General features: G+C 57.0%; 12 protein-coding genes. 6 read left to right on the top strand and 6 right to left on the bottom strand.

Annotated features, from left to right (window positions below; all coding sequences use genetic code 11):
• The first annotated feature begins 563 nt into the window (after window positions 1-563).
• Window positions 564-1,754: a cytochrome P450 gene (locus tag LC354_RS16985; RefSeq protein WP_223426039.1), complete on the top strand. Its 1,191-nt coding sequence runs from the start codon at window positions 564-566 to the stop codon at window positions 1,752-1,754.
• A gap of 297 nt (window positions 1,755-2,051) precedes the next feature.
• Here the strand turns inward: LC354_RS16985 and LC354_RS16980 are convergent, their stop codons facing one another.
• Window positions 2,052-2,258, bottom strand: coding sequence for a cold-shock protein (locus LC354_RS16980; protein ID WP_223426037.1), 207 nt, complete (start codon window positions 2,256-2,258; stop codon window positions 2,052-2,054).
• A gap of 187 nt (window positions 2,259-2,445) precedes the next feature.
• Between LC354_RS16980 and LC354_RS16975 the strand changes: the two genes are divergently transcribed.
• Window positions 2,446-2,763, top strand: a complete 318-nt coding sequence (locus LC354_RS16975) for an arsenate reductase family protein (protein ID WP_223426035.1) — start codon at window positions 2,446-2,448, stop codon at window positions 2,761-2,763.
• Here LC354_RS16975 and LC354_RS16970 read toward each other — a convergent pair.
• The 5 genes from LC354_RS16970 to thrS form a co-directional block, all read right to left on the bottom strand.
• Window positions 2,760-3,317, bottom strand: a complete 558-nt coding sequence (locus LC354_RS16970; RefSeq protein WP_223426033.1) for a DoxX family protein — start codon at window positions 3,315-3,317, stop codon at window positions 2,760-2,762. The two genes, LC354_RS16975 and LC354_RS16970, sit on opposite strands and share 4 nt — an antisense overlap.
• A 3-nt stretch (window positions 3,318-3,320) precedes the next feature.
• On the bottom strand, window positions 3,321-4,079 hold the full coding sequence (locus LC354_RS16965; protein ID WP_223426031.1) for an HvfC/BufC N-terminal domain-containing protein: 759 nt from the start codon (window positions 4,077-4,079) through the stop codon (window positions 3,321-3,323).
• A gap of 5 nt (window positions 4,080-4,084) precedes the next feature.
• Window positions 4,085-4,945 (bottom strand): MNIO family bufferin maturase, encoded by an 861-nt coding sequence (gene bufB / locus LC354_RS16960; protein ID WP_223426029.1) that lies wholly within the window; start codon window positions 4,943-4,945, stop codon window positions 4,085-4,087.
• Between the two features lie 66 nt (window positions 4,946-5,011).
• Complete coding sequence (locus LC354_RS16955; RefSeq protein ID WP_223426027.1) at window positions 5,012-5,317, bottom strand: BufA1 family periplasmic bufferin-type metallophore; 306 nt, start codon at window positions 5,315-5,317, stop codon at window positions 5,012-5,014.
• 190 nt (window positions 5,318-5,507) lie between these two features.
• Window positions 5,508-7,454, bottom strand: a complete 1,947-nt coding sequence (gene thrS / locus LC354_RS16950) for a threonine--tRNA ligase (RefSeq protein WP_223426025.1) — start codon at window positions 7,452-7,454, stop codon at window positions 5,508-5,510.
• A 569-nt stretch (window positions 7,455-8,023) separates the two neighbouring features.
• Between thrS and LC354_RS16945 the strand changes: the two genes are divergently transcribed.
• The 4 genes from LC354_RS16945 (at window position 8,024) to LC354_RS16930 (ending at window position 11,354) form a co-directional block, all read left to right on the top strand.
• Window positions 8,024-9,157: a hypothetical protein gene (locus LC354_RS16945; RefSeq protein ID WP_223426024.1), complete on the top strand. Its 1,134-nt coding sequence runs from the start codon at window positions 8,024-8,026 to the stop codon at window positions 9,155-9,157.
• 348 nt (window positions 9,158-9,505) lie between these two features.
• Window positions 9,506-9,718: a hypothetical protein gene (locus LC354_RS16940; RefSeq protein ID WP_223426022.1), complete on the top strand. Its 213-nt coding sequence runs from the start codon at window positions 9,506-9,508 to the stop codon at window positions 9,716-9,718.
• A 322-nt stretch (window positions 9,719-10,040) separates the two neighbouring features.
• On the top strand, window positions 10,041-10,793 hold the full coding sequence (locus tag LC354_RS16935) for an alpha/beta fold hydrolase (RefSeq protein ID WP_223426020.1): 753 nt from the start codon (window positions 10,041-10,043) through the stop codon (window positions 10,791-10,793).
• 132 nt (window positions 10,794-10,925) lie between these two features.
• A complete protein-coding gene (locus tag LC354_RS16930; protein WP_223426018.1) occupies window positions 10,926-11,354 on the top strand; it encodes a VOC family protein in 429 nt (142 codons plus the stop codon).
• The last annotated feature ends 9 nt before the right edge of the window (window positions 11,355-11,363 follow it).

The following is an 11,363-nucleotide window of genomic DNA, read 5'->3' as shown; positions in this document are numbered from 1 at the left end:
TAAAAGATACTTGATCCGCAGGCCTGATCAGGCGATCTTCGCGTCAGATGGCAGGCCACTTGGGGAATGTCGGTTTAGAGGTTATGTGCGTATGATTGCCCATAGTGAAAGCATTGAGCTCGGCAATGAAAGCTTCTCAAATTAACAATGTTTTGATTTGAGCTCAGCACGGAATCAAGGCCGAAGGCCGCCGTGCCAGCGCCGGTCCGCCCCCCGGAACGGCGCTTCGTCACCACAAGCACATCGCCCCAGCAAAATAGCTACCATCACAACCATAAACCGCACAGCACACCCGTCGCAGCGCCATCCCGCGGCCCGGCGCTGTCCCGGCTTCGCGCTCAACGGCAAACGCGGGTCTTAACCCTTTGGTCACAGACTCCACCGTACGGAGCGTTAACCCCGCCCGCGCTGCACAGCCGGTGCACAGGGGGTGCACGCATGGTGTACGGATGCTGCACCGCCCAAACCCCATGTTTTCAGGCGTTAACCCGCAAAATCAGACCGATTCGCGGCACGTGGCACCGAGCGTTGCGCGCAGGTCCGCCCTGCGGCACACTCGCCACATGCTGGACCTGACCCAACTCCCCCCGGATTTTCACGAAAATCCCTTTGTCCATTACGATGCCCTGCTGCGCGATAAGCCGATCTGCCCGCAGCGCGATGGCTCGATCATCCTGTCGCGCCACGCCGATCTGAGCCATGTGTACAAGGACTCGAACCTTTTCACCTCCGACAAACGTGTTGTTTTCAAACCGAAATTCGGGTCAGATAGCCCGCTGTTCGAGCATCACACCACCTCGCTCGTCTTTAACGATCCGCCTCTGCACACCCGCGTCCGCCGGATCATGTCCAGCGCCCTGACCCCGCGCGCCATCCAGCGGCTGGAACCGGGATTGATCAAGACGGTCGATCACCTGCTCGACACTTTGCCCGAACACCCTGATCTTATTGAAGATTTCGCGGCCCAGATCCCGATCCAGATCATCGGCAACCTGCTCGATATTCCCCTGCAAGACCGAGGCCCTCTGCGCGGCTGGTCCCTCGCCATTCTGGGCGCGTTGGAGCCGACGCTTACCCCGCAACAACTGGCCGATGGCAACGCCGCCGTATCTGAATTTAAATCTTATCTTCAAGAGCTTATCGCCCATCGCCGCGCCCATCCCGGCGATCCGGAAACAGACGTCCTGACCCGGCTCATTGCAGGCGACAGTGACGGCCAGTTGAGCGAAATCGAGCTGATCCAAAACTGTATTTTTATCCTCAATGCCGGCCACGAAACCACGACCAACCTGATCGGAAACGGTCTGGCCCTTCTGCATGACAATCCCGCCGCCCAGGCGCAATTGCGCGGCTCTCCTCACTTGATCGACACAACCGTCGAAGAGGTGTTGCGCATGGCCTCGCCCAACCAGTTCGGCAATCGAGAGGCCGCGCAAGATACGGAAATAAATGGGATTTTTATTAAAAAAGGCACCAACCTGCACCTGTGTATCGGGGCGGCCAACCGCGACCCGGATCAGTTCTGCGACCCCGATGTCTTTGACATCAGCCGCAAACCCAACCGGCATCTCGCCTTTGCGGGCGGCCCGCATGTTTGCGTCGGTCTGACATTGGCGCGGCTCGAAGGGCGCATCGCCTTGGCTCGCTTTCTGCTGCGTATCCCTAATTACGAAATCAAAACCCGCACCCACGGCGCGCGTGTCCGGTTTCGCGGCTACACGTCCTTATGCGCGCATTGTCTTGTCGGACGCTGACCGCGAAGGCTCTTTGGAAATACCTTTAATATCAAAAGGATGCGCAAGAGCCATCCTTACGAGTTCAAGTTCTGTAAACAGCATTGCTACCACATCCGCTGCCTTACGGACATGCGCAGACAAGGCCGCCGAGAAGTCCGGCCACCTCTGGTCTTTAGCACAATCCTTTCAGCACACCTGCAGGCGCGCAAAACCGGCAGGTCCGGCAGAGGTCAAAGGTTGTGTGTCAGACCTATGTCCGACGGCGTGAGCGCAACATGTGTGATGAAACGCGCCGCGACGCGCCCGCGCGAGTCATCAAAGAAGTTTGAGGTCGCCCGCCATTTCCTGACCGTCGCGGCCTTCGAGTAACTCGAAGCCAACCTTCTGATTGTCCGCGAGCCCGGTCAGCCCAGAGCGTTCGACCGCTGAAATATGAACAAATATGTCTTTTCCGCCGCCATCAGGTGCGATGAAGCCATAGCCTTTTGTGGTGTTGAACCACTTCACGGTGCCAGTTGGCATGATCCGTGCCTCCTTTCGCCTTTACGTCCGCCCCGCAAACGGGACTGAATTGATGCGGTGGGCTGCCGAAATGGCGCAAAAACCACCCGCTAACCTAGACATTGCGCTGGACCGGGAAATTTCAAGACATTGAGAGTGCAATCAGACGCTGGTGATGCTTAATTCAACGCAGATGTGAGGTGAGGCTATGGAATTATTCGGTTTAAAAACCTGCGACACCTGTCGCAAGGCGATCAAGGCGCTGAAAGATGCGCACTTCGTCGACGTGCGCACCGAAGGCGTTCCGCCCGAGGTCATGAAGGCGGCGCTCGCTCAGTTTGGCCCGGCCTTGATAAACACTCGATCCACCACCTGGCGCGCGCTGAGCGACGAACAGCGGCAAGCGCCGCCGCTGGCGTTACTGGCAGAGCACCCCAACTTGATGAAGCGCCCTCTGATCTCAGATGGTGACACGTTGCATCTTGGATGGACCAAGGACGTTCAGGCCGCCCTTGGCGTCAGTTAGAGGGCTGCGTTGCGGGAGCGCAGTGCCCGGTCGAAGGACACAGGGCCTGCACCCTTGATAACCAGCACCAGCAGCAGGAAAATCCACAGCGACCGTTGATCCATGATCAGGCTATTGGACGGCGCGTCAAACCACGCACCCAGAACCAGATTGTCGCCCCATTTGTCGTGGCCGTTCAGGTCGGTCAACGACTGAACGATGATGAACCCGATCATCCCAATTGCAGACAGCCGCGTAAGCAGACCCAATATGATCAATGCGGGCAGGATGAACTCCGCCAATGTGCCCGCTGTGACCACAGCCCAATGATAGAGTGACAGCGCATCCACGTCATAGCCCACCGATTCCATAACCTTGGGAAAGATCTGGGCATAGGCTCCGAGAGATGGCTGGAACACGCCAAAGATGCCGTCACCGACCTTGGTCATGGCAGACACCCAGAAATACCCCGCAAGCACCGCTGCAAAGAGAAAGCGGGCCAATGTCGGCAGAATCCACTCTGCTCGTTCCAGTCGGGCAAAAATGGCGCTGTGCAGGCGATACAAAATGTTCATTTTTCAGTCCTTTGGGGTCGTCATTCGGATCAGCGCACCGTTTTGCAGAAGCACCGTGAGAAGAGGCGAGAGGTCGAAATCCGCCGCGATGGCCAAGGCGGCGTCGTGCGCGGCATCGATTGTTTTTCCACCCTGGATGGCCGTGATCCATGCCGCCTGAGCCGGATCAAGCGGATGTGGTGACGGGTCAAACGCGGCCCGGGTGATCAGCACGGACTGGGCAACGGCCTGTGGTTTCGGCGCGCCATCAACCATGTTGTAGCGCCAGATATCGAACAGCGGCCAGTCGGATGTGATGAGCTGGACAGCCGGGGCGAAGGTCAAGGTCGAGGCCTGTAACGCTTCGGGGGCAAGGGATTCCAAAACCGCAGGGTCCAGCGGCTCCGAGTCCGCTGCGTGATAGGCGCGCCGCAGACCAAGCTCCAGCCGCGCAATGTCGGACAAATAGCCAATATGCGCCAGCGGTGCGAAACCCTTCAGGAATGTCGGCATTGCATCGCCATAGTACATCATCAGCGGCGAAGACGGTGGGTGTGAACGTGCAAAAAGGGGGGCAAGTTGATCAAAATTCTCGTCGCCCAAGAGTTTGCGCAGCACCGGAAAGCTGGCGCGCAGCGCGTCGGACAGGGCAACGGTTACGTTATTTCGGTAGACGTCAAAGCGTTTTTGGGTCGGTTTGCCCTGACCATCGGTCAATCCAGCTGGGCTCGGCTGTGCAGGGTCCAGCAAGGCCGCGCGGAGTTGGGATTGATTGGGTGCCATTGGGGTCAGCGCACCGCTATTGCAGACAGGGATGCTGCGGCGCGTTCTGCTTCGGCGCGCAGGACAGGCCAGTCGGGCACGTCATTGTCCCATTCGACCAAAACGGGCCGGGGGCCTGTGGTGGCCAGCGCGTGTTCAAGCAATGCCCAGACCGGATCAACTGCGGCACATCCGTGACTGTCGATCAACAAGGGGGCTCCTTGGTCGTCGGTGTCTTCGTCGTGACCGCCCACATGGATTTCGCCGACAGCGGCTGTGGGATAGGCGTCCAGATAACCGGTCGCGGTATATCCAAGGTTGGTGGCCGAGATGAAGACGTTGTTTACATCGAGCAACAGGCCACATCCGGTCCGCCGGACAATTTCAGCAAGAAAGTCGGTCTCGGACCATGTGCTCTCGGTGAAGGCCAGATAGCTGGAAGGGTTTTCCAGCAACATCTGGCGGTTCAGCGTATCCTGGACTTGGTCGATGTGATCTGTGACGCGGGTCAGCGTGGCATCGGTATAGGGCAGGGGCAGCAGATCATCGAGGAATTCGGCCCCGTGCGTCGACCATGCCAGATGCTCGGAAAAGCTGGCGGGTTCCAGCCAGTCGAGAAGTGTTTTCAGCCGCCCGAGGTGTGCCGCGTCCAGCGCGCCTTCGCCGCCGATCGACAGTCCGACACCGTGTACCGAAATGGCAAAATTGTCTCTCAGGGCGCGCAGTTGCGCATGCGGGCGGCCACCGTCGCCCATGTAGTTTTCTGCATGTACTTCCAGCCACTTGACCGGGCCGGGGTCGCTGCGCAACGCATTGAAATGTTGGGGTTTAAATCCGACGCCGGGGGCTGCTGGCAAACGGGGCGGATGTCGTGTCGCATCCAGCATAGCGTATCCTTTGGCCGAGACTGGGACGCCGGGCCACAAGCGGCCCGACGCTTTTCTGGGGTCAGCTTACGCTGGCAGATCGCGGGTCTGCTCTTCGAGCGAGCCTTTGCGCTCGGTGCCGTCTGCCATCTCGGGCAGTTCGATTTCAGTGCAGGTGCCCGCATCGACCAACGTCCACGCGTTGCCCTGATAATCGACTGTGGATGTGCCTGCACAGGTCGTGCCCGCACCGGCCGCACAGTCATTTTCCCCAGCCAACGAAATGCCGAAGCATTTTTCCTTGGAGGCGGCCTCAGCCGATGTGGTTGCATGGGCGGTCATTGCAGCAGCAAATGCGCCGACGAGCGCTACGGATTTCATTGTATTCGACATCTTCAACTTCCCTTATGGATATCGGTTTCGAACCGGGTGTGCCATTACGTTAGGGCAGGGACAGGCGATCATACCAGTCACGAGCCTGTGAGTCACAGGCCCGTTATAAGATGTCAGAAATCTGGCGTAAATTCTGCAAATTCCGGCCCTTTGTTGTAACAGGCCACGTGAAATGTTGCAGTTTCAGCTTTTACAAAAGGTCAGGCGGCGTCGCTTCGATGCCCAAAGCCGCCGTAACCGCGTCCAATGTTTCGACATTGGTTTGCTTGTGACCCAATCGGCGGACGGAAACAGTGCGCTCTTCGACTTCGCGCGCCCCGACGGCCAGAATCACCGGCACTTTGCCGACCGAATGTTCGCGGACCTTGTAGTTGATCTTTTCGTTGCGGATGTCTGCTTCGGCCCGCACCCCGGCGGCGCGCAAGGTTTGGACAACCTCCGTCACGTACTCATCCGCTTCCGAAGTGATCGAGGCCACCACGACCTGCCTGGGCGCCAGCCAGAAGGGCAGCTTGCCTGCGTGCTCTTCAATGAGGATGCCGATAAACCGCTCGAACGAGCCAAGGGTTGCCCGGTGCAACATGTAGGGTCGCTGTTTTGATCCGTCCGGCGCGATGTAAGTGGCACCGAGCCGTTCGGGCAGGTTCGGGTCCACCTGAAAGGTGCCGCATTGCCAGACCCGTCCGATGGCATCCGTCAGATAGAAATCCAGTTTGGGGCCATAAAACGCCCCATCACCGGGTTCGAGCGTAAAGCTGCGACCGGTGGCCTTGATCGCGGCTTCCAGTGCACCCTCCACATGATCCCAGCTTTCGTCGGACCCCACGCGTTTTTCGGGGCGGGTGGCGAATTTGATCTCGAACTCTTCGAAGCCCAGATCGCTGTAGATATCCGCAAGGAAATTGATGAAGCGCGCGCATTCGTCTTGGATCTGATCTTCGGTACAGAAAATATGCGCGTCGTCCTGGGTAAAGCCGCGCACCCGCATGATTCCGTGCAGCGCGCCCGAGGGTTCATAGCGCGAGCATGATCCGAACTCGGCCAGACGAAGCGGTAGGTCCCGATAGGATTTCAGACCCTGATTGAACACCTGCACATGGCAGGGGCAGTTCATCGGCTTGAGGGCGTTGATTGCCTTTTCCTTGGCATGTTCCTCCTCGACCTCGACGATGAACATATGCTCCTGGTATTTGTCCCAGTGTCCCGACGCTTCCCAGAGTTTGCGATCGACCACCTGAGGTGTGTTGATCTCCTGATAGCCGCCCGCGCGCTGTTTGCGGCGCATGTAATCCTGCAACGAAGTGTAGATGCTCCAGCCGTTCGGGTGCCAGAAAATCTGGCCCGGGGCCTCTTCCTGCATGTGAAAGAGGTCCATCTCGCGGCCGAGTTTGCGGTGGTCGCGTTTGGCGGCCTCTTCGAGCATATTCAAGTGCGCGCGCAACTTCTCCTTGCCGGTAAAGGCCACGCCGTAGATACGCTGCAACATCGCGCGATTGCTGTCACCGCGCCAATAGGCGCCGGCAATCGACATCAGCTTGAACGCGTCGCCGGGCACCTGACCGGTGTGTTGAAGGTGTGGGCCGCGGCACAAGTCCTGCCAATCGCCGTGCCAGTACATGCGCAGTGGCTCATTGCCCGGAATGGCGTCGATCAACTCGACTTTGTAGGGCTCGCCCCGGTCGGTGTAATACTGGATCGCCACGTCGCGGTCCCACACTTCGGTGCGGACGGGATCCCGCTTGTTGATGATCTCTTTCATCTTCTTTTCGATGACGGCGAGGTCTTCGGGCGTAAAAGACTCGGCCCGGTCAAAGTCATAGTACCAGCCGTCCTTGATGACGGGGCCGATGGTCACTTGCGTGTCGGGCCAGATTTCCTGAACGGCACGCGCCATGATGTGCGCCAGATCGTGGCGTATCAATTCATTGGCCTGCTCTTCGTCCGCCATGGTGTGAATGGCGATCTGCGCGTCGGAATCGATTGGCCAGGCCAGATCCCAGTGGTGGCCATCAACGGTCGCACTGATGGCTTTCTTGGACAGGGATTTGGAAATGCTCTCGGCGACAGCGGCGGGGGTAATCCCGGCCTCATAGTCGCGTGCATTGCCATCGGGGAAAGTCAGAGAAATTTGGGCCATGTCGGCATCCTCGTCAGTTTGGCGCCCACGGAACGCCCGGTTGCGGTTATGCCCTTGAAAACGCGAAGCGTGTTTTGGTGCTGTTTTGCCGGATCGGGCATAAATGATCCCAGCGCGATGGAGGGCCTAACGCTGTTTCCCGCCCAGTGCAATCCTATGCGGCACAAAGTGTTGCGAAGCTGCCGTTGCGCAGTCTTCTTTGTCCCTCAATCGTCCGCTGTGCATCTTTTCAATGACGACACTGCGGCGGCTCATCGAAAGTGATCAAAGTGGACGGGATCGAACGCCATGGAGACAGAAAGCACATCTCATCCAGGTCAAGCCACGTATGAATTGACATGCATCATACCAAATAATCGCAGTTTCAACTAAAATTAACCCGCGGCGAGGCGACGCATATGATCAGAGTTGTATCGCACAGGTTTTGGTGGTCGAGCATTCCGATCAGGTGCTTTTTCCGTACTGCATGGCGACGGATCTCATTTTCTACGCTTTGACTGAAGTATAGAAAGTATTTGTACCGTTTCCGACATTGCCAAATCGAAATCTGATTTTTTGGAGGAACGAAAATGACTGCATCTTCAGAACCAGCTTCCTTGAATACTCGCCTTGAAACGAGCGCGTTAAATTCCCCTTCTGTGGCGGTTGATCTTATTTCGGAGGGCGATGGTGAAATCTGTGTCAGCGGTGCTGCCCCTTGTCCTTGGCCCACGCTTGCTGACGATTACTTGGTCGGTAGCAAATCCAGCGAAGAAATTCGAGGTCTCGCTGGAAACGATACAATTATCGGCCGGGGAGGGAATGACACTCTCAGGGGACAGAACGGTGACGACAAGCTGAAAGGCGGACACGATGACGATAAGCTCGTCGGCGGGGAAGGCGATGATAAGCTGTTGGGTGGTGTCGGCAATGACAGCCTGATCGGCGGCTTGGGCAACGACGTGTTGAAAGGCGGCGATGGCGAAGACGTCCTGAAGGCAGCCTTTGGAAACAACAAATTGTCCGGTGGCGCTGACGCAGATAAGTTTATCTTCGCCGCAAGCGCAACGGGGGCGAATACAATCACTGATTTCGAAATCGGTGTGGACCGTCTGAAGCTAAATGGCATTGACGTAACCGGTGTTTCAGAGGACCGTCATGGCAACGCCATAATTGAACTCTCCAATGGCGGTTCAATCAAGCTCAACGGGGTCAATGCAGAAGAAGCCTGTGATATTATTCCGCGAGAAGATGGCTGGATTCAGTGGAGTACGTTGGATGGTGGAAACGGACACTGGTACAAGATCGTAATTGATCCCGAAGGTATGACGTGGAATGAAGCGAATGCGCGCGCGGAGGCTTTGGCTTGTGGCACTGCGTATTTGGCCACAACAACATCAGCAGATGAAAACGCGTTTGTATTCGAGAACTTCGTCGATGATTTTGCAGCGTGGACAGACACCGGCCAGGGGCCTTATTTCGGTTTGATCCAGGACCCGGACGGCTCCGAACCCAGTGGGGGTTGGGGATGGGTAACCGGTGAAGAGTTCGACTATACAAATTGGGCGCGAGGAGAGCCAAACAACGTTGTGAACGGAGCTGAGGATTTCGGTCAGTTCGGAACGCCTGAGTTTACACGTCCTGTGGGTACATGGAACGATATTGTTTCAGACAATGGCGAGCCGATCGCTTTCGTTGTTGAAGTGGATGAGTGGTTTCTTTGAATGCCGATCATGCTTCTGTTCAGCGTCATAAAGGGTGCTCTTGCTTTGAGGCAGCAGGCTCCGATGCTGCCTCGTTTCCAGAGTTGCGTGTTTTCTCGGACTTATCGACTGCAATTTGAGCGTATTGTGATGCAGTCGGCATGCGACCAGGCCTTTGGCCAAGCACGTATTGGTTAACTGTCGAAGTGGCGAAGCCTCTTAGGTCATATAACCCGAAACCCCGTATACCAAGGCATGCTGAAAAAGCGCCACTTCGCGGTCAGAAATCGACATTTCGGGATGGACAATCTGCTGTGTAGGCATATGTATGTTCGTATCGGAAACACAGTCTATGATAGAGGTCGCACAGTGCCTAAGTTCAACACAAAGTTTGAATTGTCAGTGTCGGATATGGATCTGATCGAAAACGCGTTGCGCGCGTCGAAACTGGCAAAGACCCAGGCGGATGTCAAAGCACGCTCGCAGGACGAGGACGTGCGTCAGATTCATGACCTGCTGGGTCGGTTGCACAATCAAAAGACATTCTATCGACCCTCCAAAGGGCCCTATGTCGGCGGCTGACGCCGCATAGTCAGTCGTGGCCCACCGGCTGGATAGTATTCGGGCGCCAAAACTTTGTCGGATACCATGCTTCGGTTTTATCGAGGTGTGAGGCAGCGACTGCTTGGCGCTTTTGCCAAGACATATGCCATACCATCGTCTTTCGAGTGGGGAGTTGGGTGTTCCAAACGGAAAACTACCGGGCTGGCGATTAGGTGCGGCAAGTTCTCCAGCGCCCGTAGATTAAGCCGCCCTCATTGCATAGTCCTGTTCTCCTCATCCCTGACATGGACAGTGCCGTCTACCCCGCGCATGGTTTGCGCACTGCGGACAGGGAGGAATCATGAGCGACGCGCAATATCTAGCGACCCCTCAGGGGCGCAAATTGGCCTATCATCTGACCGAAGGAAGAGGCCCCTATGTTGTTTTTCTGGGCGGGCTGAAATCGGACATGGCGGGCACCAAGGCTGTTCATCTGGAAGCATGGTGCAAAGAACGGAGGCAGGGTTTTTTACGATTTGATTACTCCGGTCACGGTCAAAGCTCCGGCACTTTCGAAGAAGGCTGCATCGGGGATTGGGCCGAAGACACCAGTGCAGCGCTTGCGGCATTGACCACTGACAAACTGATTGTTGTGGGCAGTTCCATGGGGGGCTGGCAATCCTTGTTGTTCGCCCGTGCGCACCCGGATCGGGTGGCAGGATTGGTCACGGTTGCGGCGGCGCCCGACTTCACCGAGGACGGGTACTGGGCGTCGTTCACTGAGGACCAAAAGGCGACGCTTGCCCGCGACGGACAGATCGCGATGCCGTCGGATTACATGGAACCCTATATCATCACGCAGCGATTGATAGAGGATGGGCGCGCGAACCTTGTGCTGCGCCGCCCGTTGTCGCTGCCGTTTCCCGTGCGCTGCCTGCAAGGCACTTCGGACACTGCGGTCAGCACAGAAACCGCGCTGCGGCTGCTCGATCATGCGGACTGTCCTGATATGCATCTGACCCTTGTAAAAGACGCGGATCATCGATTTTCGGACGGGTCCTGCCTTGGTCTGATCGAAGCTGCGGTGACGGATGTTTTGACAAGTGGCGCATAGGGCAATGCCCTGCATGAGTATCTTCGCCGTCAAAGAGCGTGTATCCATATTGGCAGCGTTTGGATTGGCTGAATGGCTCGGCGACCACGTCATGACGTGCTTCATGTCAAATTCACAATGGGGCGAAAATCGATGAAGCAACGCGTTTCCCTGATCACATTGGCCGCCCGCGATATTGAAAAGCGGGCTCGCTTCTACGAATCCTTTGGATGGGAGCGTGTCGAAGACACCGAAGGTATGGTTGCCTTTGATCTGATCGGCCAGACTCTCGGCTTCTGTTCCGTTGAAGCTTTGGGCGAAGAAATCGGCGTGCCTGAAGAGACGCAAGGTCTGGCTGCAATGGCGCTGGCCCATAACGTCCCAAGCAAAGAGGACGCGACTGAGGTGTTGCACCTGATCGAGATGGCGGGCGCCAAAGGTATGAGAGAGGCCCAAGATGTATTCTGGGGCGGGAATCACGGCGATTTCTCCGATCCGAAAAGGCATATCTGGGAAATGGCACGGAACCCGCACGCGCCGCTCGGGCCGAAAAGTGAATGCCAATGGGAGGGGTTCAATTAATGCGGCGCC

Source organism: Tateyamaria pelophila, assembly GCF_019966495.1.
In the GTDB taxonomy this organism is placed as follows: Bacteria; Pseudomonadota; Alphaproteobacteria; order Rhodobacterales; family Rhodobacteraceae; genus Tateyamaria; species Tateyamaria pelophila.
Note: the sequence above shows the minus strand (reverse complement) of the source record. Positions and strands in the feature narration are given on the sequence as shown.

Coding starts and splice junctions, on each gene's coding strand:
- LC354_RS16985 (WP_223426039.1), top strand. CDS start 564: ATGCTGGACCTGACCCAACTCCCCCCGGATTTTCACGAAAATCCCTTT.
- LC354_RS16980 (WP_223426037.1), bottom strand. CDS start 2,258: ATGCCAACTGGCACCGTGAAGTGGTTCAACACCACAAAAGGCTATGGC.
- LC354_RS16975 (WP_223426035.1), top strand. CDS start 2,446: ATGGAATTATTCGGTTTAAAAACCTGCGACACCTGTCGCAAGGCGATC.
- LC354_RS16970 (WP_223426033.1), bottom strand. CDS start 3,317: ATGAACATTTTGTATCGCCTGCACAGCGCCATTTTTGCCCGACTGGAA.
- LC354_RS16965 (WP_223426031.1), bottom strand. CDS start 4,079: ATGGCACCCAATCAATCCCAACTCCGCGCGGCCTTGCTGGACCCTGCA.
- bufB (WP_223426029.1), bottom strand. CDS start 4,945: ATGCTGGATGCGACACGACATCCGCCCCGTTTGCCAGCAGCCCCCGGC.
- LC354_RS16955 (WP_223426027.1), bottom strand. CDS start 5,317: ATGTCGAATACAATGAAATCCGTAGCGCTCGTCGGCGCATTTGCTGCT.
- thrS (WP_223426025.1), bottom strand. CDS start 7,454: ATGGCCCAAATTTCTCTGACTTTCCCCGATGGCAATGCACGCGACTAT.
- LC354_RS16945 (WP_223426024.1), top strand. CDS start 8,024: ATGACTGCATCTTCAGAACCAGCTTCCTTGAATACTCGCCTTGAAACG.
- LC354_RS16935 (WP_223426020.1), top strand. CDS start 10,041: ATGAGCGACGCGCAATATCTAGCGACCCCTCAGGGGCGCAAATTGGCC.
- LC354_RS16930 (WP_223426018.1), top strand. CDS start 10,926: ATGAAGCAACGCGTTTCCCTGATCACATTGGCCGCCCGCGATATTGAA.